Origin of the sequence: Rhizobium sp. LjRoot30 (assembly GCF_964253915.1) — a bacterium.
Classification (GTDB): domain Bacteria; phylum Pseudomonadota; class Alphaproteobacteria; order Rhizobiales; family Rhizobiaceae; genus Metarhizobium.
Genome location: NZ_CAXUSG020000011.1, coordinates 131,633 through 158,124, shown reverse-complemented (window position 1 = coordinate 158,124; position 26,492 = coordinate 131,633). Strand labels below are relative to the sequence as shown.

Here is a 26,492-nt window from a genome sequence, read left to right as displayed (position 1 = left end):
CGGTAAAGCCGCTTTAAGCGAGGTCAGTCGCGTCTGCCCCTCACCCCACATGCGTCAGGACCATCGCTTTTGGCCTGACGTCGACTTTCCCTTCTCCCCCGCGGGGAGAAGGGGGCCCGAAGGGTCGGATGAGGGGGGCAAGCGGACAGGTTTTACCGTGTGGCATCCCGCATCCTGCAGCCCCTCAATCATCTGCGATAACCCCGCAGCAAGCGGCGGAAGCGCCGATAGGCGGGGATGAGGGGCTTTCCGCAACCTGCCGGCCGAACAACGCCGGCCGGCATCGCTGCAAAGCACACTCGCCCCTTATCCGATGCTCATCAGGCTGGCATTGCCGCCGGCGGCGGCGGTGTTGATCGAGGTGGAAACCTCTTCCAGCAGCCAGTTGAGGCAATAGGCATCGGCGCCGGCCCGAATCTCTGCCGTGGATGCCGCCTGGGTGAGGACCAGCGGTCCGGGCAGGCCGGCGATCCGCCGGGTGGCCGCCAAAACGGTTTCCGCATCGCCTTCGATCAGGGCGCCTGCATAAGGGCCATCCGCCGCCCAGTCGGTCGACCACGACAGGAGTGCCTTCAGGCTTGCCGGCAAGCCTGCCATCGCCGTCTTCAGGCCGGAACCGGCATCGATGACCGGGATATTGCCGGTGGCCAGAACGCTGCCGAGTTGCGCGACCAGCCCGTCCTCCGTTGAGGGGACAAGAAGGATTTTCCCGCGCGAATGCAGCGCATAGAGATTGCGTTCGCCCACGGGGCCGGCCAACTCCACGTTCATGCCGAGCGCGCTGTTGCCGCCGAGATCGCGGATACGATCGGCCAACTCGTAGTTGTTGCGCTTGCGCAGCCACTCCGCCAGATCGAGCACGCCTGGATGCACATAGGTGGAGCTGTGCTGCGGCGGGATCGGCGGCGTCTGGACGAGGCGGCCGATATAAAGTGGCCCGCCGGCTTTGGGCCCGGTTCCGGAAAGACCCCGGCCGCCGAACGGCTGCACGCCGACGATCGCGCCGATGATGTTGCGGTTGACATAGATGTTACCCGCCTTCGCCCGGCTGGTGACATGCGCAATGGTTTCGTCGAGGCGGGTGTGCAGGCCGAAGGTCAGGCCGTACCCCGTGGCGTTGATGTCATCGATCAGCCGGTCCAGGTCGTCACGCTTGAAACGCACCACGTGCAGCACCGGGCCAAAAACCTCACGCTTGAGATCGGACAGCGACTGCAGCTCGATGATCGTCGGCGAGACGAAGGTGCCGCGCTCAGCTTCCGGCGGCAAGGCCACCTGTTCGACCTTGCGGCCGAGCGAACGCATTCTCTCGATATGCGCCTCGATGGTTTCCCGGGCCTCAGTGGTGATCACCGGACCCGTATCGACGTTCAGCGTATCGGTGCGGCCGATGCGGAGTTCCGCCAGGGCGCCCTTGAGCATCGTCAGCGTCCGGTCCGCGACATCTTCCTGCAGGCACAGGACACGCAGCGCGGAGCAACGCTGGCCGGCACTGTCGAAGGCCGAAGCAATGACATCGGCGACCACCTGTTCCGCCAGCGCCGAGGAATCGACGATCATAGCGTTCTGTCCGCCGGTCTCGGCAATCAGCGGGATCGGTTTGCCTGAGGCAGACAGGCGGCTGGACAGTTCGGCCTGGATCAGACGGGCGACCTCGGTCGAGCCGGTAAACATCACCGCCGCCGTTTCCCCGGCCGCGACCAGGGCTGCGCCGACCCGTCCGTCTCCCGGCACAAGCTGCACGGCGCCGGCAGGGATACCGGCCTCGTGGAGAATGCGGATGGCTTCGGCGGCGATCAGCGGCGTTTCTTCCGCCGGCTTGGCCAGCACCGGATTGCCGGCGACAAGGGCCGCCGCGATCTGTCCGGTGAAGATGGCGAGCGGAAAATTCCAGGGGCTGATGCAGACCACCGGCCCGAGCGGCTTGTGGCCGGCACCCAGCGTACGGCGGGCCTGCTCCGCGTAATAACGCAGGAAATCGATCGCTTCCCGCACTTCGGCAATCGCATTCGCCGCCGATTTGCCGGCCTCGCGGATCGCCAGGCCGATCAGGGCCGGCATGCGCGCCTGCATCAGGTCTGCCGCCCTGTCCAGGCAGTCGCCCCGTTCACGCGGCGACACGGCAGCCCAGACGGGTGCCGCCTCAAGTGCAAGACGCGCGGCCTTCGCCACGTCCTCGGCGTGGATTTCGGTGACATAGCCGACGACGTCGCTCAGATCCGCCGGGTTACGGACAGGACGTCTGTCGCCATCGCCCGAACCATCCGCCAGCATCGGTTCGGCCTGCCATTCTACGGCAGCACTTTCGCGCAGTTCGCCGGAAAGCGCCGCAAGCACCGTCTCGTTGGAGAGATCGAGGCCGGCAGAATTGAGCCTGCCCTTGCCATAGAGATCCTGGGGAAGCGAGATGCGGTCGTGTTTTGCGCCCGGAGAGGCCATGGCCTGCACCACCGCCACCGGATCGGCGACAAGTTCGTCCACCGACACAAGCGGATCGGCAATGCGGTTGACGAAGGAGGAGTTCGCACCGTTTTCCAGCAGGCGCCGGACGAGATAGGCAAGCAATGTCTCATGGGTGCCGACCGGCGCATAGATGCGGCACGGACGGTCGAGCTTTTCACGGCCGACGACTTCTTCGTAGAGCGGCTCACCCATGCCGTGAAGGCACTGAAACTCGTACTGGCCGACGCGGAAATCCGGACCTGCCAGCTGGTAGATGGCGGAAAGCGTCTGGGCATTGTGGGTGGCGAATTGCGGGAAGACGGCATCGGTGGCCGCAAGCAGCTTTCTGGCACAGGCGATGTAAGAGACATCAGTATGCACCTTGCGGGTGAAAACCGGAAAGTCTTCCAGCCCGTCGAGCTGCGCCCGCTTGATCTCGGCATCCCAATAGGCGCCCTTGACCAGCCGGACCATGATGCGCCGGCTCGACCGCCGGGCAAGATCGATGACGAAATCGAGTACGAAGGGGCAGCGCTTTCCATAAGCCTGCACCACGAAACCGATGCCATCCCAGTTGGCAAGCGCAGGATCGAAGCAAAGTGCTTCGAGCAGATCGAGCGACAGTTCCAGCCGGTCGGCCTCCTCCGCGTCGATGTTCAGGCCGATATTGTAGGACTTGGCGATGGCCGCCAGCGCTTTCACCTTCGGCAGCAACTCGCTCATCACCCGTTCGGCCTGCGAGCGCGTGTAGCGCGGATGCAGGGCGGACAGCTTGATCGAGATCCCCGGCCCCTCATAGATGCCGCGCCCGGCCGATGCCTTGCCGATGGCGTGGATCGCCGCTTCATAATCCTTGTAATACCGCTCGGCGTCGGCAGCCGTTGTCGCCGCCTCGCCCAGCATGTCGTAGGAATAGCGAAAGCCTTTCTGCTCCATGGCGCGGGAGCGCCGCAGCGCTTCCTCGATGGTTTCGCCGGTGACGAACTGCTCGCCCATCATGCGCATCGCCATGTCGACGCCGCGGCGGATGACGGGTTCGCCGCAGCGGGCGATCAGCCGCGTCAGTGCCGCCGACAGGCTGCGGTCGTTGACCGTCGAGGTGAGCTTGCCGGTGACGACGAGGCCCCAGGTCGCCGCATTGACGAACAGCGAACGGCCCTCGCCGATATGCGACTTCCAGTTGCCGTCGGCGATCTTGTCGCGGATCAGCGCGTCGCGCGTCGCCGTATCCGGAATGCGCAGCAGCGCTTCCGCCAGGCACATCAGCGCCACGCCTTCCTGGCTGGAGAGCGAATATTCATGCACCAGCCCCTCGACCCCGGACCCCTTGTGTTTTGCCCGCAAGGCCACGATGAGGTTCCGCGCCGTCTCGCGGGTACGGGCCGCAACATCCTCCGGCAGCGAGGCCTGGGCCAGGAGATCGTTGACGGCCTGCTGTTCCGGCTTGCGATAGGCGGCGGTGATCGCCTGCCGCAACGCGCTCTGCGCCCGGACCGGCGGGGCGAAAGCGGCAAAGATGTTTTTTTCGTTGTTGATCGCGGGTTCAGCCATTTCCATCACCATCCTTGCAGAAGGAAGCCATTGACACGGGTCTTACGCAAATCATCGACCTGGAGGAGATTGCGCGGCGCCACCATATTCGATTGCTGCAGCGAATTCTCACCATTATTCTGAATAAATCAGGACTTATCACCAAATAGACAGGCCAAGGCGCTACTTTATGTCCAAAACCAAACAGGAAAACAGTGAAATCGACACGATAGACAGGAAGATTCTCGATCTACTCGTTGAAAACGCTCGCATTTCCATCACCGAAATCTCCACCGCCGTCGGCCTTTCGAAAACGCCATGCGCCCTTCGCCTACAACGGCTGATCAGCGAAGGGTACATCGACGGCTTCCGCGCCATCCTCAATCCGAAGAAACTCGGCATGGATCACGTCGCTTTCGCCGAGGTGAAATTGTCCGATACCAAGGAAAAGGCGCTGACCGCATTCAACACCGCCGTCCGCAAGATCAAGGAAGTCGAAGAGTGCCACATGATCGCCGGCCGGTTCGATTACCTGCTGAAGATCCGGACTTCCGACATCAGACGCTACAGGGAAGTCCTCGGCGAAAAGATATCGAGTCTTCCCAATGTGGCAAGCACCTCCACCTCGGTCGCGATGGAATCCGTCAAGGAAAGCGGCCGCTGAGGCATGGCCTCAGCCGGCGTGCCGTTCAGACGGCGCCGGCGAGCTTGTGGTTGGCATGCTCCTCGCGGAGAATGTCGGCAATCTGCAGAAAGCCCTCGGCCAGCGGATTGGTTTTCCGCCAGACCATGCCGATGCTGCGCGACGGCCGCGGTTCATGCAGCCTGGCGACGGAAACCCGTGCGGAGGCCGTCTCGGTGCCGATGGCCATGCTGGGGATCAGGGTAACGCCGAGACCGACGCCCACCATCTGCACCAGCGTCGATAGCGAGCTTCCTTCCATCAGTTCACGCGCGACGGTGGGGGACATCTTGCAGAAAGACAGGGCCTGCTCGCGGAAGCAGTGCCCCTCTTCCAGCAAAAGCAGCCGCATTTCGCGCAGCACGTCCGAACCCGGCACCGGCTTGTTGCGGTCGCTCAAAGGCCGCACCAGCATGAACTCCTCGTCGAAGAGCAACTGTTCGTGCAGCGACGGCTCGGATACCGGCAGGGCGACAACCGCCACATCCAGACGTCCGGCCATCAGGTCCTCGATCAGTTTCTGCGTCACCGCCTCGCGTGGACGCGGGTCGAGATCGGGGAAATCTTCGGTCAGCCGCTTGATGAACGAAGGCAGCAGGTAAGGCGCGACGGTCGGGATCATCCCGATGCGCAGCCGCCCGGCCAGCGGACTGAGCGAGGCGCGCGCCAGTTCGCCCAGCTCGTCGATGGCGCGCAGGATTTCGCGCACCCGCGGCACGAAGGCTTCGCCGACGCTTGTCAACCGGATCTGCCGGCTGCTTCTTTCGATCAACGCCACGCCCAGCACATCCTCCAGTTCTTTCACCTGCAGGGAGAGCGCCGGCTGGGAGATGGCGCAGGCTTCCGCAGCCCTGCCGAAATGGCCGTGCTGGGAAAGCGCGTCGAAATAGCGGAGGTGCCTTATAGAAATCGAACTCATAAGTTATTCCTATCGATGTCATTAGAAAATACAAGTTTTCTTTATGCAAAGAGTGATTTATACGGTTGTCGCAGGGCCAGACTATGAGCACGGCAGGGGGATTCCGGCAGCCGGGTCAGTGCCAGATCATTCGCAAGCGATGAAAGGAAGAGAAATGGACGGTAACAACGTGAAGCCGGCGGGCAAGTGTCCCGTGATGCATGGCGGAATGACCTCTTCGGGGTCTTCGGTCACGAATTGGTGGCCCAATTCGCTCAATCTCGACATCCTGCACCAGCACGACACCAAGACCAATCCGCTCGGCAAGAACTTCAACTACCGCGAAGAGCTGAAGACGCTCGACGTCGAGGCGCTGAAGAACGACGTTCGCGCCCTGATGACCGACAGCCAGGAGTGGTGGCCGGCCGACTGGGGCAACTATGTGGGCACGATCGTGCGCATGACCTGGCACGCCGCCGGTTCCTACCGCATGACCGACGGCCGCGGTGGCGCCGGCACCGGCAACCAGCGCTTTGCACCGCTGAACTCGTGGCCCGACAACGCCAACACCGACAAGCCACGCCGCCTGCTGTGGCCGATCAAGAAGAAATACGGCAACAAGATCAGCTGGGCCGACCTGATCGCGCTCGCCGGCACCATCGCTTATGAGACCGCCGGCCTGAAGACCTTCGGTTTCGCCTTCGGCCGCGAAGACATCTGGCATCCTGAAAAGGACGTCTACTGGGGTGCCGAAAAGCAGTGGCTGGCGCCGAGCGACAACCGCTACACCAGCGTTGCCGACCCGAAGACCCTGGAAAACCCGCTTGCTGCGGTGCAGATGGGCCTGATCTACGTCAACCCGGAAGGCGTCAACGGCCAGCCCGACCCGCTGAAGACCGCGGCGATGATGCGCGAAACTTTTGCGCGCATGGCCATGGACGATGAAGAGACCGTGGCGTTGACCGCCGGCGGCCATACGGTCGGCAAGGCGCACGGCAATGGCGACGCCAGCCTGCTCAGCCCCGATCCGGAAGCTTCCGACGTCGAATTCCAGGGCCTCGGCTGGATGAACACCACCAAGCGCGGCATCGGCCGCGACACCGTGGTCAGCGGCATCGAAGGCGCCTGGACGACGGAACCGACGAAGTGGGACAACGGCTTCTTCCAGATGCTGTTCAAGCATGAATGGGAACTGCGCAAGTCGCCGGCAGGCGCATGGCAGTGGGAGCCGGTCTCGATCGCCGACGCCGACAAGCCGGCTGACGTCGAGGATCCGTCGATCCGCCACAACCCGATGATGACCGACGCCGACATGGCGCTGAAGGTCGACCCGATCTATCGCGAAATCTCGCTGCGCTTCATGAACGACCAGGAGGCTTTCTCCGACGCGTTCGCCCGCGCCTGGTTCAAGCTCACCCACCGCGACATGGGACCGAAGGCCCGTTACTTCGGCCCGGACGTTCCTTCCGAGGAACTGATCTGGCAGGATCCGGTTCCGGCCGGCAACACCAGCTATGACGTCGTGGCAGTGAAGGCGAAGATCGCCGCTTCCGGCCTCTCCCTGTCCGACATGATCGCCACCGCCTGGGACAGCGCCCGCACCTTCCGTGGTTCGGACATGCGTGGCGGCGCCAACGGCGCGCGCATCCGTCTCGCACCGCAGAAGGATTGGGAAGGCAACGAGCCGGCCCGCCTCGCCCGCGTGCTTTCGGTGCTTGAGCCGATCGCTGCGGCAACGGGTGCCAGCATCGCCGACGTGATCGTTCTTGCCGGTAATGTCGCCGTCGAGCAGGCTGCCAAGGTTGCCGGCTTCGATGTCACCGTGCCCTTCGCAGCCGGCCGTGGCGACGCCACCGACCAGCAGACTGACGCAGCCTCCTTCGACGTGCTGGAACCGATCCATGACGGTTACCGCAACTGGCTGAAGAAGGACTACGCCGTCAGCGCCGAAGAACTGCTGCTCGACAAGACCCAGCTTCTCGGCCTCACCGCTGCGGAAATGACCGTCCTGGTCGGCGGCCTGCGCGTTCTCGGCACCAACCACGGCGGCACGGCGCACGGCGTGTTCACCGACCGCGTCGGTGCCCTGACCAACGACTTCTTCGTCAACCTGACCGACATGGCCTACAGCTGGAAGCCGGTCGGCAATGGTCTCTACGAGATCCGCGACCGCAAGACGGGTGCCGTGAAGTGGACCGCGACGCGTGTCGATCTGGTCTTCGGCTCGAACTCGATCCTGCGTTCCTATGCCGAAGTCTACGCCCAGGACGACAACGCCGAAAAGTTCGTCAACGACTTCGTCGCTGCCTGGACCAAGGTGATGAACGCCGACCGTTTCGACATCGCCTGATCGAAGCGTTCGATCTCAAGTGACAAACGAGGCCCGCTGGCAATGTCAGCGGGCCTTTTCCGTCTTCGACGTTGGCCCCGAAGTTTCGCGGGACGTCAGCCAGTGCAGCACGCGGATCTCCTCCTCGTCCATCCATTCCAGAAGCCGCTGGCTGCGGGTTTTCCTCAACCTGTTGATCCCGGCAAGCTTGCCCGCGCGAAAATCGTCGAACACGGCGGGATGAATGTAGGAGGAGCGGCAGACGGCGCGGGTATTGACCAGTTTCGCGGCCACCCCATCGATCGCCTCGTTGATCTGCTGGGCGATGGCCCGCTCGGACGGTCCGACCTCAAGCGGCGCAAGGGCGGAAACGGCCATGCAGGTCGCTCCCCAGGTGCGGAACTGGCGTGAGGTAAAATCGTCGCCGGCGGCTTCCCTGATATAGGCATTAACGTCGTGCGACGAGATCTGCCGGCAATCGCCACCTTCGCACACATACTGGAAGAGTTGCTGGCCGGGCAATTCCTGCAGTTTTCGCACGACATTGGCGATCCGCCTGTCGCTGTAGACGAGGTTCCATTGCTTGCCGGACTTTCCCTTGAAACGGAAACGGACGCTGGAACCAGTGATCGTCACGTGGCGGTTTCGCAAGGTCGTTAACCCATAGGAGCCGTTGCTTTGCGCATAGGTGCTGTTGCCGATGCGGATGTAGAGATTGTCGAGCATCCACACCACGGTTGCCAGCGCCTTTTCCATCGTCAGCCCCCGGATGCGTAGATCGCTGTCGACGCGCTCGCGAATATCGGGCAGGCGGTGGGCGAAATCGGCGAGCCGCTCGAACTTGGCCCGGCCCCGCTCGGCATGCCAATCCGGATGGTAGCGGTATTGCCGACGGCCCCGGGCATCGTTGCCGACGGCTTGCAGGTGCGACAGGGGATCGGTCGAGATGATGACGTCGGTATAGGCGGGCGGGATCGCCAGGGCGTTCAAGCGGGCAATTTCGGAATTGTCCTTTATTCGCCGCCCGCCCGGCATGAAATAGGCAAAACCTTTCGCCGCCGGTTTGCGCGTGATGCCCTCTTCGAGGCTGCTGCGATAAACGAGCCCTGACGTCAGCTTGCCTTGCGCCGCCGCCGCCGCAATCCTGTCTTTCGGGATCATCTGGTTCATGCCGTCATAAACCGGATTGCCGGGCACGCGGTTCCACGCCGCGGCACAAACAAAAAGCGGAAGGCAGGCCGGGACACCCGCCGTCAGCCCCGTCAGGATTTAACGAAGGCAAGCAGATCCGGGTTGATGACGTCGGCATGCGTGGTCAGCATGCCGTGCGGAAACGGTCGCGCCGGCCAGCAACATCTGCCTGCGGGAAACCGTCATCTCGAGCGGACTGTCAGACATCAAAGTTCTTCCTTGCGTTGAAACCCTGCCGACCGACGGGTGGGCGCTGGTTCCCCTGCCTTCCCATCGCGGAAAACCCGGATCTGCAGCCTTCGCGGCACTCGTCGAATGCAAGGAGGGTAGTCGGGATAGCGGGCGTAGCGACATTGCCGACTGGGTTAGGCCGGCCCATACGTTGGTGTAGTTATGCCGGTCCGGAAAACACAGTAGGTTTTGGTTGTCGCTTCGGTTCCCCCCTCGCCGAGGCACGGATGGCTTGCAAAGCCGTCGGGCTTCGGCTCCCCCTCCACCGAAGCCGCGGACCCCGCCCGGTCCGCCCAAAGGCCGTCTCCTTCTGCCGGGAGACGGCCTTTTCCGTTCGGCACTGGCGGGACAATTGCGACGCCGACACCGCTCGTGGTACATATCCGTTGGCCCGGCTTTGGAGGAGACGCGGCATGGATCGGTTCACTGGCGGCTGCCGCTGCGGCGATGTGCGCTTTGTCGCCTCAGGAAAACCCTACAGGGTCGGCCTGTGCCATTGCCTCGATTGCCGCAAGCATCACGGAGCGCTGTTTCATGCATCGGCGATCTTCCCGGAGCAGGCGGTGGCAATCGAAGGAGAAACACGCGATTACGCCGGACGGTTTTTCTGCCCCCGTTGCGGCTCCCCCGTCTTTGCCCGCACCGGGGACGAAATCGAAGTCAACCTCGGCTCCCTGGATGCGCCCGACCAGCTGACGCCAACCTATGAACTCTGGACCATAAGGCGAGAATCCTGGCTGCCGCCGTTCCCGTTGTCACGGCGATACGACCGGGATCGCGAGTCCGAGAGCCGCTTCGAGGAATAGGCTGCCTTTACGACCCGCCTGCGGGTCCGGGAATTCTATAGGATTCTGCGCGTCGATTTGTCCGGCGCGATGTCGACTTCCGATCGATCCGTTCGTCCTTGCAACGAGGGCAAAACAAAGTTCTGCCCATTCCTGCCGCAGGAGGCTCCATGACACAGTACCTTGTCGCCATTCATCACCCCGACGACTACGATCCATTCGCTGAAGAAGATCCCGTGATGGAGCGGGATATCGACCTCCTCAACGAGGAAATGGTCGCCGCCGGTATTCGGATTTTTGTCGGCGGCCTGCAGCCCGTCAGCCGCGCCAAGTCGCTGCGCACACAGGGCGATGGCACCGTCCTGGTTGCCGATGGACCCTATCTGTCAACGACCGAGCATGTCGGCGGGTTCTGGGTGCTGGAGGTCGCAAGCCTCGACGAAGCCCTGGCTTGGGGGCGCAAGGCGGCTATTGCCTGCCGGGCGCCGGTCGAGGTGCGTCCTTTCTTCTAGGAACAACTCCTCGGTGGGCGGCGGCGAATAGCTGACGGTCCTCAAGAAATGGTCCGGTTGCGGCGCTCTCGACAGCTGGAATACCCTGTGCTACTCCAAATTATGGTCCTATTGTTGGACCAAAGGAGTGGATGTGAGCAGAACAAGCGCAGTCGAGAGCGTCGTCGAGGCGTTGCGCACGGAAATCCGGCAGAACCACAAGCCGGGTGACCTCATGCAGAACGAACGGCAGATCGCCGAGCGGCTGGATGTCAGCCGCAACACGGTGCGCGAGGCGCTGATCCATCTGGAAGCCTTCGGGATCATCGAAAAGACCCAACGCGGCCCGCGCATCTGCGCGCCCGATGTCAGCGCCGTCTTCCACATCATGGACCAGTATTTCGACCGCAGCCTGAAAACCTGCCAGGACCTGCTGAATTTCCGCCGCATGATGGATGTTGGCGCGTTGCCACAGGTGTTGCAGCGGATCACCGACGCCGATCTGGCACTGCTTGAACGACATGTCGAGCATATGGACCGGGCGCTGACAGCGCATGAAGCGGCGTTGGCCGATTTCGCCTTTCACAACGAGATCATCCGCATTTCCGACAACAGCGTCGCGATGAAGCTCTACACGGCGCTGACGCACACGCTGGTCTTCTACATGGAGATCGGCAAGAGCAACCCCGCCAACAGCGAAAGAACCGCCGCGGCCCATCACGCCATCATTGCTGCGCTGAAGGCCCGCGCGCTCGACGCCGCCACGGCAGCGCTCTCCGACCACTACGATTACAGCGAGCGGAACCTGCTCCTGGCGTTCCAGAAGAGCGCACCGCAACCAACAGGCATGGAAGACACATGATCAAGGCACTGCAGATAGAGAAAGAAAACGTCACGCGCTTTCACAGCATCGAGGCATCGGCGCTTGGAGAAGGCCAGGTGCGGGTTTGCGTGCGCCATGTCGGCCTGTGCGGCAGCGACCTCAATACCTTCAAGGGATTGAACCCGCTGGTGCAGCTGCCGCGCATCCCTGGCCATGAAATCGGCGGCGAGATCCTTGCGGCCGGCCCCGGTGTCGATCCGGCCTACCGGCCCGGCCGGCGCGTCATCGTCATGCCCTATACCAATTGCGGTCGCTGCTCCTCCTGCCGCAAGGGCCGGCTCAACGCCTGCCGTTACAACAAGACGCTCGGCGTGCAACAGGATGGCGGCCTGGCCGAAGAAATCGTGCTGCCGGCTGAAAAGCTGATCCTGAACGACACGCTGCAACCACGACATCTGGCGCTGGTCGAACCGCTTTCCGTCGGTTTCCATGCCGTCGACCGCAGCCGGCTCGTTGCGGGTGAGACGGTCGCGGTTCTCGGTTGCGGCATGATCGGCATGGGCGTCATCATCGGCGCCGTTGCGCGCGGCGCCCGCGTCATCGCCATCGATCCGAGCGAGGAGAAGCGCAACCTCGCGCTGAAATTCGGCGCCTGGCGCGCCCTGCCCGCCGGCGGCGAGGAGCTTGTCCGCGCGGTCAACGAATTGACGGAAGACGACGGCGTCGATGTCGCCTTCGAGGCGGTGGGATTGCCGGCGACGTTCACGCAGGCGATCGAACTGGCCGGCTTTGCCGGGCGTGTCGTCTATGTCGGATACTCCAAGGCGCCGGTCACCTACCAGACCCAATTCTTCAACCTGAAGGAACTGGACATCATGGGCTCGCGCAACGCGACATCAGGTGATTTCCGCGCCGTCGTCGCCCATCTCGAAACCATCGGCGACGACGCCGACCGGCTGATCTCGAAGGTCTTCCCGTTCGAGGACGCCGAACAGGCGCTTCCCTATTGGGACGGCAATCGCGACATCCTGAAAATCATCATCGAACGGACCTGACAATGACGAACCTTTCTCCGACACCGCTGGAACAGGCCTTTGGCCTTGCCGGCAAACACGCCCTCGTCACCGGCGGCGGCAGCGGCCTCGGCCTGGCGATCGCCAAGGCACTGGCCGCGGCCGGCGCCAAAGTCACCATCGCCGGCCGGCGGCTCGAACTGCTGCAGCAGGCTTCCACAGATATCGGCGGGGATGTGCACGGACTGCAGTTCGATCTCCGCGACACCGCCTCCATCAAGGGCTTTGCCGCCGATGTCGAAAGGCTGCGCGGTCCGGTGGACATTCTCGTCAACAATGCCGGCAACACCATCAAGAAGCCGTTCGAGGAACAGACGATCGAGGATCTCGACGGCGTGTTCGACGTGCATGTCCGCGGCGCGCTGGAACTGACACGCCACATCATCCCCGGGCAGGCCGCCCGCGGCGGCGGATCGGTCATCTTCATCGCCTCGATGACCTCGTTCATCGGCCAGCCCTATGTCATCGGCTACACCACCGCCAAATCGGCGCTGACCGGCGTGGTTCGCGGCCTGTCGGCGGAATATTCCAGCCGCAATGTCCGGGTAAACGGCATCGCGCCGGGCTGGATCGACACGGATCTGTTTCGCGCCGCAACCTCGAACGATCCGGCACGCTACAACAAGATCATCGGGCGCATCCAGATGGGCAAGGTCGGCAAGCCGGAGGATATCGGCTGGGCTTCGGTATTTCTATCTTCCGCGGCGGCAGGTTATGTCACCGGCCAGACCCTTGTGGTCGACGGCGGCGCGCTGATCGGCTTTTAGTCGTCGAGAGCCCGGAGGGCTGGCTTCGGCAAGCCCTTCACTCTGGAACGGCGTCGGGGCCTGGCGATGAGGTCGCCGTCCGATCGGCTTCGTCATATCCGAACCAAAGTGCATCCAGAATAGCCAGCGTTGCCTGAATGGTCTGCGCACGCGTTTCAGCATCCGGAACGGCGTCCGGCTCCTGGTCGACATATACGGAAATGGCCATGTTCATTGCCGGCTCTCATCCTAACGCAGTGATGCTTTGTCAAAAACATCACTTGAGCGGCGAGCAAGCAAGGACAAAATTGGATCCGCCGCGTTACGTCTGTAACTTTTATGTGAAGAGGTTCGGCTTGAAAAACGGACTGCAAAAACCAGTGATCTGAAATTAACCTTTCGTAAACCATAAGGAAAATATCGTAAGAATCAGTAAAATCAAATATATAGCGATAAAATGGCTTCGATCCTTACGAATTCAGCCGCAATATCGGCACTGAATGTCCTGCGCAGCGTCAACACCGATTTTCAAAACGTCCAGCAGCAGGTCTCGTCCGGTCTGCGCGTAAAAACTGCCTCCGACAACGCCGCATACTGGTCTATCGCAACAACGATGCGTTCCGACAAAAAGGCCCTTTCGGCCATTCAGGACGGATTGGCGGTCAGCGCCGGAATTCTCGACACTGCTTATACGGGCATGTCCAACGCATTGGATGTGATGGACGAAATCAAGGCCAAGCTCGTCACGGCACGCGAGCCGGGCGTCGACAAACGCAAGATCAACACAGAGCTGGATCAACTCAAACAGCAACTGCTGTCGATCGCGGCGTCCTCTTCCTTTTCCGGACAGAACTGGCTGTGGATGGACGACCCGTCCGATCCAGCCCAGAACGGTGTCAAAAAACTGCCCGCCTCATTCGTCAGAGACAACAACGGCAATGTCTCCATCAAGCACATCGAGTTCGACATGACTGCCGTGTTTGACACCGACCATGTCTTCTATCTCGTTTCCGATGGCGGGTGCGACGGCATCATCACCAATTCCGGCTTCGCGACACAGCAGGGTTTTACGAATGACTGGGTTCTCGTCAGCGGCCGTAACCATACGGGGCACCCTGAAATCACGCTCACCGATACGACGCCATACGAACACATCGAGGAGATGACGACGGTCGTGGAGCTGATGATCGGTCGTATGACCGATGTCGCCTCGATGTTCGGGGCGCTGTCGGGTCATGTTTCCCGCTCCAACGAGTTCCTATCCGACTTGAGCGGCACCATCGAGCGCGGCATCGGCAGACTGGTGGATGCCGACATGAACGAGGTATCGACGCGTTTGAAAGCTCTGCAGACGCAGCAGCAGCTCGGAATACAGGCGCTGCAGATCGCCAACACCAACGCTGACAGCATCATGCAATTGTTCAGCTGACAAAACGATGGACCCGCAAAGCGGGTCCATCCATCTCGTTCCAAATCGGTGCCGGTGGCAGCCGGATCAGTCGGCCCAGCCAGAGATTGCCTTGCTTTCGAGGAATTCCTCGATGCCCCAGACGCCACCCTCACGAGCGCGGCCCGACGCCTTGACGCCGCCGAAGAAGGAGCCGGCAGCGCGGGCCTGGCCGTTCATTTCGATCATGCCGGCCTTCAGCTGGAGGGACAGGCGGTTGCGGCGCGAAGCGTCCTGGGTCTGGACATAGCTGGTAAGACCGTACGGCGTGTCGTTGGCGATATGCACCGCCTCTTCCTCGCTGTCGAACGGCATGATCGCCAGCACCGGTCCGAAGATCTCCTCACGCTCGATCGTCATGCCGGGCTTGACGTCGGCGAACACCGTCGGGCGGACGTAATAGCCGCGGTTGAGATGCTGCGGCAGGCCGGGGCCGCCGGCAACGACACGGCCGCCCTCTTCGATGCCCTTTTCGATGTAACCCTGGATCTGCTCCCACTGGCGCTTGTTGACCACCGGGCCGATATGGTTGCCGTGCTCGGAAGCGGGGCCGACGGTGATCGAGTTTGCGACGTCTGCCGCAATCTGCACCGCCCGGTCATAAAGCGGACGTTCGACGAGCATGCGCGACGGCGCGTTGCAGGACTGGCCGGAATTCGACATCATGTGGCGAACGCCGCGTTCCACGGCCGCATCGTCAGCGTCGGCAAAGACCAGATTGGCGCCCTTGCCACCAAGTTCGAGCGTCACGCGCTTCAAGGTCTCGGCAGCTGCCTTGGAAATGGCGCGGCCGGCGCGTGTCGAGCCGGTGAACGAGATCATCTCGACATCCGGATGCGACGACAGGCGCGTACCGACGCCGACACCGTCGCCATTGACGAGGTTGAACACGCCCGCCGGAACGCCGGCGTCATGCACGAATTCCGCAAACAGCATCGAGGACAGCGGCGCTTCCTCGGAAGGCTTGAGCACGCAGGTGCAGCCGGCGAGCATCGCCGGGATGACCTTCAGCGTCACCTGGTTCATCGGCCAGTTCCACGGGGTGATGAGACCGACGACGCCGATCGGCTCCTGTGCCACCATGTTGCCCGGCGAACTGGAATTGAGCGGCTTCAGCCACTGGATTTCGTCGAAGGCGACGAGGAAATTCTTCAGGTGCCAGTCGAGGCAGCCCGCCTGGGCGGAGAAGGAGAAATCGATGGGCGCGCCCATCTCGATCGAAATGGCTTCGGCCATTTCCTGCCGGCGCCGGTCGAACTCCGCGAGAATCGCCTCGACATACCGCTTGCGCTCCGCGGGCGCCGTCGCCGCCCAGCTCGGGAACGCGGCCTTGGCCGCGCTGACCGCCGCATCCGTGTCTTCATCCGAACCGAGGGAGATCAGAGCGCAAGGCTCTTCCGTCGACGGGTTGATGACGAAATAGTCGTGTTTCTTGATCGGGTCGACCCACTGGCCATTGATGTAGAACTGCCGCTTTTCGAACATGACGCTTCCTTTGCTCTGCTCCGTGCATACCGCTGTTTCGACGGATGCTTGCTTTTAACAGATCAGAAAGCAAGTGCGAGCGGTTTGAATTATTTTGATGATTGCTTTCTCGAGACAGACAGGCTTCAGCCTGCCCGGTTCCACGAGCGGGTTTGCCGGCGCAGCGGGTCACGCGCCTTGTCAATCGACAAAAACATGATTATAATAGTCATATTATATTCGGGGTTTGACTTGGTTTGAACCCCGGGACTAACTGCTTCCGGCGACCTCCGGGCGTAATCATTGATGCCAAGCAAGAGTGGAATATAAGGTTGAGTTACTGGCACTCCATGGATTGGCATACGGAAGGCATCAAGGTCGTCGCGCCGGTAAAATGGCGTCGTTTCGACGGGATGGTCGGTGTTTTCTGGGAAGCGGAGAGCCAGTCCGGCGCCAAGGGATATTACCTGGCGGACGATCCGCGCATCATGATCTTCTTTAACGACGTTTCGTCCCGCGTGCAGATTTCCAACCAGGACGGCGAGTTCTCCCGCCATTCCCGCCCGATGACGCGTGCGGTCTATGTGCCCGCCGGCATGCCGATGTGGACGACCAGCAAATCCAAGCACCGGTTCTCGCACCTCAACCTGCATATGCACAAGGACCGGCTCTTGCGGTTCCTGTCGCCATCCGTCGGCACGTCCGCGGCGATGACGGCCTTGCGCCGGCCGGTGGAAATCCAGGATCTCGGCGCCATCCAGACGCTGGCCGGCCTGCTGGTCGATGAAATATCCGAGCCGTCCAAACATGCCGTCTACGGGGAGAACCTCGTCGGCAGCATCGTCACCGGCCTTCTCGACATTCCCGACGACGACAGCAAGACCGCCAATGGCCGGTTGACGCAGGCACAGATGAACAAGCTGCTGACCCGCATCGACGTCCACGGCGACTATCGGATGACGATTGCCGAGATGGCCTCTACGGTCGGGCTCTCGGAAAGCTGGTTCGCCAACGTCTTCAGGCAGACCACCGGCAGCACGCCACTGCAATGGCAGCTGGCCAAGCGCATCGACCGCGCCAAGAAACTCTTGCTGGAAAGCAATCTTTCCGTCGCCGATATCGCGGCACAACTCGGCTTTTCCGATCAGGCGCACCTGACGAAGACGTTCCGCCAGATCGCCGGCGACACACCCGCCGCCTGGCGCCGGATCCAGCAACTGCTGTGACCGCAATCGCGGTACGCGGCAGATACCCTCGCATCGTGACAGAATAAGTCCCGCCCGCAACGGAGTGCGGACGGGACGGGTCGATTACCAGGTCTGGCGGATCGTTGCGTAGACCGCGCGGCCCGGATTGTACCAGTCGGCGCCAAAGCCGCCGTACGCCACGTGCTTCTCGTCGAACAAGTTGCTGACATTGACTTCGAAAGCGGTGTTCGGCCGGATCTTGTAGCTGAAGGCCGCATCGAAAGCGATGTTTGCGCCGGTCGACTGGGTGTTGGCGTCGTTGAAGTAATAGGCGCCCGAGACACGCGCTCCGAGGCCGAAATTCATGTCGCCGCGCATGCCTTCGCCGGGAAGCATGTAGTTCACCCACAGCGAAGCCAGGTGGTTCGGCACGAAGGACAGTTCGTTGCCCTCGTTGCCGCCCGTGCCGTTCTCGACGATCTCGGACATCATGTAGGAGTAGGAGGCAGTCAGGCTGACATTGTCGGTCACCTCCGCCTTCGCCTCCAGATCGACGCCGCGAACCCGGACTTCACCAATGGTTTCCTGCATGTTGGTCGCCGGGTTGGTGCGGGTGATATTGGTCTTGGTCAGATCGTAGACCGCAGCGCTGAAGAGGGCGGGAAACGCATCAGGCCGATATTTCACGCCGGCTTCCCACTGCTCGCCGCGCTCGGGATCGAGGGTCAGCGAGGGCGGCAGCACGGATTCGGCATAACTCACATAGGTGGCAAACTCGTCGGTGAACTTGTAGGTCAGGCCGGCGCGCTTGGTGAGCTCGCTGAGATCCGCCTCGGTCGTCGTGCCGCGGAGGTTGTTGGTCTGCTCGAAATCGAGCCAGTCGTTGCGCAGGCCGATGCTGGCGATCAGCTTGTCGGAGAAGGTCAGGTCTTGCTGGACGTAGAGGGCCTTGGTCTTCTGGTCGTTCTTCAGGCTCTGATAGAGCGGAACCGATGCCGGTGCGCCCGAATAGACCGGGTTCATCCAGTCAATGCTGGGTGCCGCGCCGTAAAAGCTGTCATTGGTCGAGTTCAACGCATTGTATTGCACACCGACCAGGGTCTTGCTGTCGATCGCCTCGAAGCTCGTGTCATATTGCAGCCGGGCATCGATGATGAAGTTTTCGGCCGAACTGTCGTTGCCGAAATAGTCACGCCTTGCAATCGTCGAGCCATCGGTCGGCGTCGCGGCGATGTAGGCGTAGCCGAAATTGCTCTTGCCGTCGCTGTAGCGCGCATTGGCGCTGAAAGTCAGGCCGGAACCGAAATCGTGGTCGAACATGACGCTGAGCGTATCGCGATCGACGTCGCGGTAGTTGTAGTCGGGTTCGCCGAAGAAGCGGCTTCTTTCGAAGTCGGAGCCCACCGGATGGCCACCGCCGCCGGCGACGCCATCGCGGTCCAGATGGTCATAGACGACGCTGAGCGTGGTCATGTCCGTCGGGCGCCAGGTGAGGCCGCCCATCAGGAACTTCTCGTCGTCCTGCGAATAATCGTATTCGTCGTCGGCTTTGCGGATCTTGCCGGTCAGGCGATAGGACAGCGTATCGTCTTCGGTGATGTTGTCGCCGAAATCGAAACCGCCTTCACGGCGGCTAAAGGAACCGCCGGTGAGGAAGGCTTCGCCGAAACGCTCGCTCTTCGGCAGCTTGGTGACGTAGTTCACAGAACCGCCCGGATCGGAAACGCCGAAGATGGTCGAGCTGGCGCCCTTGAGCACCTCGACGCGCTCGAACGCATAGGGTTCGTCGCGGATCGCGCCAAAGGGGTCGCCGAGCGTCAAGCCGTCACGGTAGATATAGGCATCGAAACCGCGGATCTTGAAGTAGTCGAAACGGTCGTCCGAGCCGTAAAAGTCGGTCGCAACGCCGGAGGTGTACTGGATCACCTGCTCGACATCCTGGGCACCGCGCTGCTGGATTTCCTTCGAGGTGATCACCGAAACCGATGCCGGCGTGACGAGGATATCCGTCGGGATCTTGCTGCCGCTCGTGGTCTTGGTCGCGACGATCGACTTCGCGTCGTTATCGACGTCGACCCGGCCGCTCTTTTCCTCCAGGACGATCGGCTTGAGCGCCGTGTCGGAGCCTGCCGCAGCCTCCTGGCCGGAGGAAAGGCTCGGGGCGAAAGCGACAAGCGCCGTACAACCCAGCAGGACCGCATTCCGGTAGCGGATGGGGGGCTGTCTCCGATGACCGCTTGTTCTTTCGATATCCATGTTCACGTTCCATAAGTTAAATAGGATTATTTCGGCGTCTGGCCGGCGCCGAGTTCGGGGACCGTCGCGGCACACGCGTTGCCGGCCGAGCCACACCAACGGAAGTTCGTCTCCCGACACTGGCGGCCGCCATCACCACGGTTTGATTGTCCCCGGCCCTGTTCTTAACTTGAGCGTTGGCATCCAGTATTGTAGATTTCCAGCGTTTTGTAGGATCCAACGGAAATCTCAACACAGTCCACCGCCAGCGCGGCATTCCTGTTGACGTCGCTTAATGAACCTGAGACTGGAGGTCCACTTAAAAACGTCAGGCAGGGTTTGCGCAATGCTGCGGTTCATTTTTTCTGTCATGCAGGTGGCGGCATTCGTCTTGGCATTTGCATCCGGCAGCGCCTCGGCAGGCGACGAGACGACCTATCCCATCGTCATCAAGCATGCGCTCGGCACGACGATCATCGAGAAGAAGCCGGTGCGGGTGGCGACGGTCGCCTGGGCCAATCACGAAGTGCCGCTGGCGCTCGGCATCGTGCCCGTGGGTTTTGCAGCAGCCAATTTTGGCGATGACGACGGCGACGGCATCTTGCCGTGGGTGGCCGAAAAGCTGGTGCAACATCCCGCTGAAAAACCGGTCCTGTTCGACGAAGGCGACGGCATCGATTTCGAGGCAGTCGCCGCGACCGGCCCGGATGTCATCCTGGCCGCCTATTCCGGCCTCAGCCAGGCCGACTACGATACGCTGAGCCAGATCGCTCCCGTCGTCGCTTATCCCGAGGCTCCCTGGTCGACGGACTGGCGCGAGATGATCCGTTTCAACAGCCTCGGCCTCGGCATGGCGACGGAAGGCGAGGCGCTGATCAAGAAGATCGAAGCCGACATCGCCCAGACGGTGGCCGGCCATCCCGAACTTCACGACAAGTCGGCGATGTTCATCACCCATCTCAACGCCTCGGATCTGAGCGTCGTCAATTTCTACACGACGAACGACACGCGGGTGAAATTCTTCGCCGATCTCGGCCTCAAGGCGCCCAAGAGCGTTACGACGGCCTCGGTACCGGGGAAATTTTCCGGCTCGATCAGCGCCGAGCGCATCGATGAATTCGACGATGTCGATATTCTCGTCACCTATGGCGACCGCAAGCTGCTCGATTCGCTGGCCGCCAACCCGCTGACATCGCGGATGCCTGCCGTCGGCAACGGCGCGCTTGTCGTCCTTGGCCGCAACCCGGTCGGCACCGCGGCCAATCCGACGCCGCTTTCCATTCCGTGGGTGCTGAAGGACTACGTTGCCCTGCTTGCGGAGGCGGCCGGAAAATCCCGATGAAGGACGCCATGCCGCTGCCCGCCCGCAGACCGGCCATTCCGGGGCGGTCGAACCAGAATCGCAGTCTGTTTCTGGCGGGACTGGTCGTGCTGCTTGCGGCGTTGTGCGCCCTGTCCGTCACGGTCGGAACGCGCGACGTTGCCTGGGCGGATATTCTTGCAGCGCTGTCGGGGAAGCTCGAAACGATCGGCCAGGCAGCCGTGGCACTGCGCATCCCGCGCACCGTGCTCGCCCTGCTCGCCGGCGCGGCGCTCGGCCTCGCCGGGGCGGTCATGCAGGGCGTGACGCGCAATCCGTTGGCCGATCCCGGCATTCTCGGCGTCAACATCGGCGCTTCGCTTGCCGTCGTCATCGGCGTTGCGTGGTTCGACATGACGTCGGCCAACGCCTATATCTGGACGGCAATCCTCGGCGCCGGATGCACGGCGGTGTTCGTCTATACCATCGGCTCGCTGGGGCGCGGCGGCGCCACGCCGCTGAAGCTGGCGCTTGCAGGTGCCGCGACATCCGTCGCCTTCGCATCGATGGTGATTGCCGTGGTGCTGCCGCGCGGCGATATCGCCGGCGGCGTCCGTTCTTGGCAGATCGGCGGCGTCGGCGGAGCCACCTTCGACCGCATTCTCCCCGTCCTGCCGTTTCTGCTGGCCGGCTTTGCTATCAGCCTCCTGTCCGCCAAAAAACTGAATTCGCTGGCGCTGGGCGACGAACTGGCGGCCGGGCTTGGTGAACGGGTGGCCTTTGCCCGCGCCTCGGCCTCGTTCGGCGCGATTCTGCTCTGCGGTGCCACAACGGCGGTGTGCGGACCTATCGGCTTTCTCGGCCTGGTCGTGCCGCATCTCAGCCGCCTGCTCTCCGGTGTCGATCACCGTTGGCTATTGCCGCTGTCGGCGCTCGGCGGTGCCAGCCTGCTTCTGGCGGCCGATATCCTCGGCCGCATCATCGCCCGGCCGGCCGAACTCGATGTCGGCATCGTCACGGCCTTCCTTGGCGCACCCTTCTTCATCTGGATCGTCCGGCGGCAGAGGGTGCGGGAACTATGACCAAATCCGCCGCCACTCTTCGCCGCATCGCCGACAATCGCAGCCGCCGCGGCAGCCGACGTATACTGGTCATCACCGCCCTGCTGGCGCTCGTCGGCGCGATCTTCTCCCTGACGCTGATGCTTGGCCAGTCGTTCACGCCGCCCGGAGAAATTCTCCGCATGCTGTTCGGCGACAGCCTGCCGGCGACGGTCTTTACCGTCGGACAATTGCGGTTGCCGCGCGCCGTGCTGTCCGTGCTTGCCGGGCTGAGCTTCGGCCTTGCCGGCGCCGCCTTCCAGACCATGCTGCGCAATCCGCTCGCCAGCCCCGATATCATCGGCATCAGTGCCGGCGCCAGCGCGGCGGCCGTCTTCGCCATTGTCGCCCTGTCCCTGAAAGGGCCGCTGGTATCGATCTTCGCCGTGACCGCCGGCCTCGGCGTCGCGATGATGGTCTACGGCCTTTCCTTCAAGAACGGCGTCGCCGGCACGCGACTGATTCTCGTCGGCATCGGCGTTTCGGCCATGCTGGAAAGTTTTACCGCCTACATCCTCTCGCAGGCGCCGGCCTGGAACCTGCAGGAAGCGATGCGCTGGCTGACCGGCAGCGTCAACGGCGCCCAGATCGGCCAGGCGCTTCCGCTTTTCATGGCGCTGGTTATCTTCGGCGGCCTCCTCTTGAGCCGCGCCCGCGATCTCGAAGCCTTGCGGCTCGGCGACGACATGGCGGCAGCGCTCGGCGTTCGTGTTGCCGGCACGCGGGTTCTGGTGATGATCTCGGCCGTCGGCATGATCGCCACGGCAACGGCGGTAACGGGGCCGATCGCCTTCGTCGCCTTCCTGTCAGGCCCGATCGCCGCCCGCATCACCGCAAACAGCGGGTCTTCGCTGATCCCGTCCGCCCTGATCGGCGCGCTGCTGGTGCTTGCCGGCGATTATGCCGGTCAGTTTCTGCTGCCCAGCCGCTATCCGGTCGGCGTGCTGACCGGTGCGCTCGGCGCCCCCTACCTGATTTTCCTCATCGTGCGCGTCAACCGCATCGGAGGTTCGTGATGACTGTCCGCTCCCTTACCGCCAACAGGCTTTCGGCCGGTTACGGCGACACCGACATCCTGCAAGGGCTGGACCTGGCAGTGCCGCCCGGCAAGATCACCGTGATCGTCGGCGCCAATGCCTGCGGAAAATCCACGCTGCTGCGCGTCATGTCCCGCCTGCTGTCGCCCAACCGCGGCGAAGTGTTGCTCGACGGCAAGTCGATCCACCGCACGCCGTCCAAGGAACTGGCCCGCACCCTCGGCCTGCTGCCGCAATCGCCGATCGCGCCCGAAGGGATCACCGTGGCCGACCTCGTCAGCCGCGGCCGGCATCCGCATCAGGGGCTTTTTTCGCGCTGGACACAGCGGGACGACGAAGCGGTGGCCAACGCCCTGACCGCCACCAAGATCGTCGACCTCGCGGAACGGCCGGTGGACGAACTCTCCGGCGGCCAGCGGCAGCGGGTCTGGATCGCCATGGCGCTGGCGCAGGAAACGGACATCCTGCTGCTCGACGAACCGACGACCTTCCTCGACATCAACCACCAGGTCGAAGTCCTGGACCTTTTGACGGATCTCAACCAGTCCCGCGGCACCACGGTCGCCATGGTGCTGCACGATCTCAACCTTGCAGCACGTTATGCCGACTATCTCGTGGCGATGACCGAAGGGCGCATCCATATTGCCGGCAGGCCGGAAGAGGTGCTGACGCAGGAAAACGTGCGAAAGGTCTTCGGGCTTGAAAGCCAGATCATCCCGGACCCGACCTCGGGCCGACCGATCATGTTGCCCATCGGCCGTCACCGCATGAAAACACCAACAGATCTCAAGGAGGAACGGTCGTGAACACAGTTCAGACATTCAAAGTTTCGGGCGTCGCTCTGCCGAAGGATGCCGCAAGCATGCTCGACGAGATCTGCGAGCATTTCATCGAGCATGGCGATGTCCAGCGGGACGGCAATCTTGCGTCGATGACGAGCAAGGCCGGGCATGCAAACATCCGGCTGCAGGACGGCAAGCTGTTTATCGAACTGACCTCGTTCTCCGAAATGCTGCTGCAGATGAGCCGCACCAGCGTGGCCGAACACCTGTTCTATTTCGCCGGCGAGGACCCGCTGGAGCTGACATGGTCCGAGCCGGCATCGGCGCAGATGCTGCCGAACCTCCATGAGATTACAGTGGTTTCCGCCGAGGATGTCACGCCGCATATGCGACGGGTGAAGTTCACCTGCGCCGATGTCACGCCGTTCATCGGCGGCGACATGCATGTGCGCCTGCTGGTTCCCCCGAAGGGCCGCACGCCGGTCTGGCCGGGTTTGAAGGAAGATGGCCGGGTCGCTTGGCCTGAAGGCGAGGACGAACTCCTGGTACGCGTCTACACCATCCGCGCCATCGATGTGGAGCGCCGCGAATTGTGGGTCGATTTCCTGCAGCACCCGGCCCCCGGCATCGCCACACCCGGCGCCGATTTCGCCCGGGATGCACAGCCCGGCGAAAAGCTGGCGCTGCTTGGCCCCGGTGGCGGCAGCCTGCCCAAGGCGGAGAAGATTCTTTTGACCGGTGACGAAAGCGCGCTTCCCGCCATCATCCGCATCGCCGCCGAAGTGCCTGTCGGTACGCGGATACAGGCGATCATCGAAGTGCAGGATGCGGCGGAAGAACAGCCGCTGTCCTCGGCTGGTTCGCTCGATGTCCGCTGGCTGCATCGCGTCGACTACCCGGCTAACTCCACAAGCGTACTCGCGGACACCATCAAGGCGGCAATCGTCGCTGCCGATGACGATACCTTCGTCTGGGTCGCATGCGAAAAGGACGATGTGCGCGCCGTTCGCTCCCTGCTGAAGGCCCGCAAGCATGACCGGGACAAGATGTATGTCGCCTGGTACTGGGAGCGGACAACCGCGAGCGAATAGGCTTCGCGGAGCGTAACCCGGCAAAACCGAGGCCGCCATTGGCGATAACCGCGCCGCTTCCATGCATCGCGGTTACTACCTGCCGATGTAGCGTTCACCGGCCTCAGCGCATTACGAACGGGTTCGGCACGTCCTTGTTGAAGGCGAGCCAGACGCTCTTGGTTTCGAGGAAATCGTAGATGGCGTCCTGACCGCTTTCGCGCCCGACGCCGGAATTCTTGAAACCACCGAAGGGCATCATGTAGGAGACGGCGCGGTAGGTGTTGGTCCAGACCGTGCCCGCCCTCAGGCGTTTTGCCGCGGTGAACGCCCGCGCCATGTCGGAAGTCCAGACACCGGCGGCCAAGCCGTAGGGCGTATCGTTGGCCATCTGGTAGGCCTCGTCGTCCTCGGTGAAAGGAATGACCGAAAGCACCGGGCCGAAAACCTCCTCCTGCGCAATCCGCATGTCGTTCCTGACGCCGGTGAAGACGGTCGGCTCGATGAACCAGCCGTCCCCGCATTCCGGCCGGTCCGCCGGCTTGCCGCCCATCGCCACTTCGGCGCCTTCGGCCTTGGCCATGTTGATCATCGACAACACACGCTTGAACTGCGTCTGGGTGGTGACCGGGCCGACCTGCGTGGTCATTTCCATCGGATCGCCCATGCGCGCCGTCTTCGCCAGTTCGAGGAATTTTTCGAGGAATTCATCGTGGATCGACCTGTGTACGAGCAGCCGCGAGCCGGCGATGCAGGTCTGGCCGGTGGCGGCAAAGATGCCGGAGACCACGCCCTTGACGGCATTGTCGAGATTGGCATCCGGAAACACCAGTTGCGCCGACTTGCCGCCAAGCTCCAGCGTCATGCGCTTGAAATTGCCGGTCGCCTGCTGGGCGATGCGGCGGCCGGACACTTCGCCGCCGGTGAAGGCGATCTTGTCGATGCCGTTATGGGTGGAGATCGCCTCGCCGACATCCTGGCCGAAACCGGTGATGACGTTAACGACGCCCTTGGGAAAACCCGCTTCCTCGACAAGCCGCATCAGCTCCAGCGTCGAGGCGGAGGTGAATTCCGACGGCTTGATGACCAGGGTGCACCCCGCCGCCAGCGCCGGCGCCAGCTTCCAGGTCAGAAGCAGCAGCGGGGAGTTCCACGGCGTGATCGCCGCGACAACACCGACCGGCTCGTGGCGGGTGTAGGTGAACATGTCCGGCTTGTCGATCGGCTGCACGGCGCCCTCGACCTTGTCGGCCATGCCGGCGAAATAATAGAACCATTGCGGCATGTAGCCGACCTGGCCGCGCATTTCGGCATAAAGCTTGCCGTTGTCCTGCACCTCCGTCGCCGCCAGATGATCGGCATCGCGGGCGATGAGATCGCCGAGACGGCGCAACAGGTGTCCGCGCTGGGTGGCGTTCAGCTTCGACCAGTCACCGCTATCGAAAGCACGGCGAGCGGCGATGACGGCGCGGTCGACATCGCGTGAATCGCATTTCGGGATCTTCGCCCAGACTTTTCCGGTGAACGGATCGAAGGATTCGAACGTCTCTTTCGATGACGCCTCGGTCCATTCGCCGTCGATAAAGCAGCGAAAATCCTTGATACCCTGGCTTCTGGCCATGTCGATAACTCCATATGTCTTGGGCGTG

At 62.5% G+C, this 26,492-nt stretch carries 21 protein-coding genes; 14 read left to right on the top strand and 7 right to left on the bottom strand.

What is annotated here, in order from left to right:
- Window positions 1-306: 306 nt before the first annotated feature.
- Window positions 307-3,993: a trifunctional transcriptional regulator/proline dehydrogenase/L-glutamate gamma-semialdehyde dehydrogenase gene (gene putA, locus ACSQ3I_RS20910; protein WP_436002023.1), complete on the bottom strand. Its 3,687-nt coding sequence runs from the start codon at window positions 3,991-3,993 to the stop codon at window positions 307-309.
- Window positions 3,994-4,162: 169 nt separating this feature from the next.
- On the opposite strand from putA, the gene ACSQ3I_RS20905 reads away from it, so the two are divergent.
- Window positions 4,163-4,636 carry an Lrp/AsnC family transcriptional regulator gene (locus ACSQ3I_RS20905; RefSeq protein ID WP_436002021.1) on the top strand — a complete coding sequence of 158 codons (474 nt, stop codon included), beginning with the start codon at window positions 4,163-4,165 and terminating at the stop codon, window positions 4,634-4,636.
- Between the two features lie 25 nt (window positions 4,637-4,661).
- On the opposite strand, the gene ACSQ3I_RS20900 is transcribed toward ACSQ3I_RS20905, so the two are convergent.
- Window positions 4,662-5,573 carry a hydrogen peroxide-inducible genes activator gene (locus tag ACSQ3I_RS20900; RefSeq protein ID WP_436002019.1) on the bottom strand — a complete coding sequence of 304 codons (912 nt, stop codon included), beginning with the start codon at window positions 5,571-5,573 and terminating at the stop codon, window positions 4,662-4,664.
- Between the two features lie 154 nt (window positions 5,574-5,727).
- Between ACSQ3I_RS20900 and katG the strand changes: the two genes are divergently transcribed.
- Window positions 5,728-7,902, top strand: coding sequence for a catalase/peroxidase HPI (gene katG / locus ACSQ3I_RS20895; RefSeq protein ID WP_436002017.1), 2,175 nt, complete (start codon window positions 5,728-5,730; stop codon window positions 7,900-7,902).
- A gap of 45 nt (window positions 7,903-7,947) precedes the next feature.
- On the opposite strand, the gene ACSQ3I_RS20890 is transcribed toward katG, so the two are convergent.
- Window positions 7,948-9,051 carry a DNA topoisomerase IB gene (locus ACSQ3I_RS20890; RefSeq protein ID WP_436002122.1) on the bottom strand — a complete coding sequence of 368 codons (1,104 nt, stop codon included), beginning with the start codon at window positions 9,049-9,051 and terminating at the stop codon, window positions 7,948-7,950.
- A gap of 665 nt (window positions 9,052-9,716) precedes the next feature.
- Here ACSQ3I_RS20890 and ACSQ3I_RS20885 point away from each other — a divergent pair.
- The 5 genes from ACSQ3I_RS20885 to ACSQ3I_RS20865 all read left to right on the top strand — a co-directional run bounded on the left by ACSQ3I_RS20885 (window position 9,717) and on the right by ACSQ3I_RS20865 (window position 13,242).
- Complete coding sequence (locus ACSQ3I_RS20885) at window positions 9,717-10,109, top strand: GFA family protein (RefSeq protein ID WP_436002015.1); 393 nt, start codon at window positions 9,717-9,719, stop codon at window positions 10,107-10,109.
- A 149-nt stretch (window positions 10,110-10,258) separates the two neighbouring features.
- Window positions 10,259-10,600, top strand: coding sequence for a YciI family protein (locus tag ACSQ3I_RS20880; RefSeq protein WP_436002013.1), 342 nt, complete (start codon window positions 10,259-10,261; stop codon window positions 10,598-10,600).
- A 133-nt stretch (window positions 10,601-10,733) separates the two neighbouring features.
- Window positions 10,734-11,441: a FadR/GntR family transcriptional regulator gene (locus ACSQ3I_RS20875; protein WP_436002011.1), complete on the top strand. Its 708-nt coding sequence runs from the start codon at window positions 10,734-10,736 to the stop codon at window positions 11,439-11,441.
- Window positions 11,438-12,457, top strand: coding sequence for a zinc-binding alcohol dehydrogenase family protein (locus ACSQ3I_RS20870; RefSeq protein ID WP_436002009.1), 1,020 nt, complete (start codon window positions 11,438-11,440; stop codon window positions 12,455-12,457). Before ACSQ3I_RS20875 ends, ACSQ3I_RS20870 begins: the two co-directional genes overlap by 4 nt.
- Before the next feature lie 2 nt (window positions 12,458-12,459).
- Window positions 12,460-13,242 (top strand): SDR family NAD(P)-dependent oxidoreductase, encoded by a 783-nt coding sequence (locus ACSQ3I_RS20865; RefSeq protein WP_436002007.1) that lies wholly within the window; start codon window positions 12,460-12,462, stop codon window positions 13,240-13,242.
- Between the two features lie 37 nt (window positions 13,243-13,279).
- On the opposite strand, the gene ACSQ3I_RS20860 is transcribed toward ACSQ3I_RS20865, so the two are convergent.
- Window positions 13,280-13,456, bottom strand: coding sequence for a hypothetical protein (locus ACSQ3I_RS20860; RefSeq protein WP_436002005.1), 177 nt, complete (start codon window positions 13,454-13,456; stop codon window positions 13,280-13,282).
- A 222-nt stretch (window positions 13,457-13,678) separates the two neighbouring features.
- On the opposite strand from ACSQ3I_RS20860, the gene ACSQ3I_RS20855 reads away from it, so the two are divergent.
- On the top strand, window positions 13,679-14,650 hold the full coding sequence (locus tag ACSQ3I_RS20855) for a flagellin (RefSeq protein WP_436002003.1): 972 nt from the start codon (window positions 13,679-13,681) through the stop codon (window positions 14,648-14,650).
- Window positions 14,651-14,716: 66 nt separating this feature from the next.
- Here the strand turns inward: ACSQ3I_RS20855 and ACSQ3I_RS20850 are convergent, their stop codons facing one another.
- A complete protein-coding gene (locus tag ACSQ3I_RS20850) occupies window positions 14,717-16,153 on the bottom strand; it encodes an aldehyde dehydrogenase family protein (protein ID WP_436002001.1) in 1,437 nt (478 codons plus the stop codon).
- 311 nt (window positions 16,154-16,464) lie between these two features.
- Here ACSQ3I_RS20850 and ACSQ3I_RS20845 point away from each other — a divergent pair, with 311 nt between their 5' ends.
- Complete coding sequence (locus tag ACSQ3I_RS20845; protein ID WP_436001999.1) at window positions 16,465-17,358, top strand: helix-turn-helix domain-containing protein; 894 nt, start codon at window positions 16,465-16,467, stop codon at window positions 17,356-17,358.
- A gap of 84 nt (window positions 17,359-17,442) precedes the next feature.
- Here ACSQ3I_RS20845 and ACSQ3I_RS20840 read toward each other — a convergent pair whose 3' ends face one another.
- Complete coding sequence (locus tag ACSQ3I_RS20840; RefSeq protein ID WP_436001997.1) at window positions 17,443-19,575, bottom strand: TonB-dependent siderophore receptor; 2,133 nt, start codon at window positions 19,573-19,575, stop codon at window positions 17,443-17,445.
- A 325-nt stretch (window positions 19,576-19,900) separates the two neighbouring features.
- Here ACSQ3I_RS20840 and ACSQ3I_RS20835 point away from each other — a divergent pair, with 325 nt between their 5' ends.
- The 5 genes from ACSQ3I_RS20835 to ACSQ3I_RS20815 are packed head-to-tail and all read left to right on the top strand — an operon-like array spanning window position 19,901 to window position 24,864.
- Window positions 19,901-20,896: an iron-siderophore ABC transporter substrate-binding protein gene (locus tag ACSQ3I_RS20835; RefSeq protein WP_436001995.1), complete on the top strand. Its 996-nt coding sequence runs from the start codon at window positions 19,901-19,903 to the stop codon at window positions 20,894-20,896.
- Window positions 20,893-21,936 carry a FecCD family ABC transporter permease gene (locus ACSQ3I_RS20830; RefSeq protein ID WP_436001993.1) on the top strand — a complete coding sequence of 348 codons (1,044 nt, stop codon included), beginning with the start codon at window positions 20,893-20,895 and terminating at the stop codon, window positions 21,934-21,936. Before ACSQ3I_RS20835 ends, ACSQ3I_RS20830 begins: the two co-directional genes overlap by 4 nt.
- Entirely contained in the window at window positions 21,933-22,970 is a 1,038-nt protein-coding gene (locus ACSQ3I_RS20825) for a FecCD family ABC transporter permease (RefSeq protein ID WP_436001991.1), read from the top strand. The genes ACSQ3I_RS20830 and ACSQ3I_RS20825 overlap by 4 nt, the downstream gene beginning before the upstream one ends.
- A complete protein-coding gene (locus ACSQ3I_RS20820) occupies window positions 22,970-23,797 on the top strand; it encodes an ABC transporter ATP-binding protein (RefSeq protein WP_436001989.1) in 828 nt (275 codons plus the stop codon). Before ACSQ3I_RS20825 ends, ACSQ3I_RS20820 begins: the two co-directional genes overlap by 1 nt.
- Window positions 23,794-24,864, top strand: a complete 1,071-nt coding sequence (locus tag ACSQ3I_RS20815) for a DUF2218 domain-containing protein (protein WP_436001987.1) — start codon at window positions 23,794-23,796, stop codon at window positions 24,862-24,864. The genes ACSQ3I_RS20820 and ACSQ3I_RS20815 overlap by 4 nt, the downstream gene beginning before the upstream one ends.
- Window positions 24,865-24,967: 103 nt before the next feature.
- Here the strand turns inward: ACSQ3I_RS20815 and ACSQ3I_RS20810 are convergent, their stop codons facing one another.
- Window positions 24,968-26,464, bottom strand: coding sequence for an aldehyde dehydrogenase (locus ACSQ3I_RS20810; RefSeq protein ID WP_436001985.1), 1,497 nt, complete (start codon window positions 26,462-26,464; stop codon window positions 24,968-24,970).
- Window positions 26,465-26,492 lie beyond the last annotated feature (28 nt).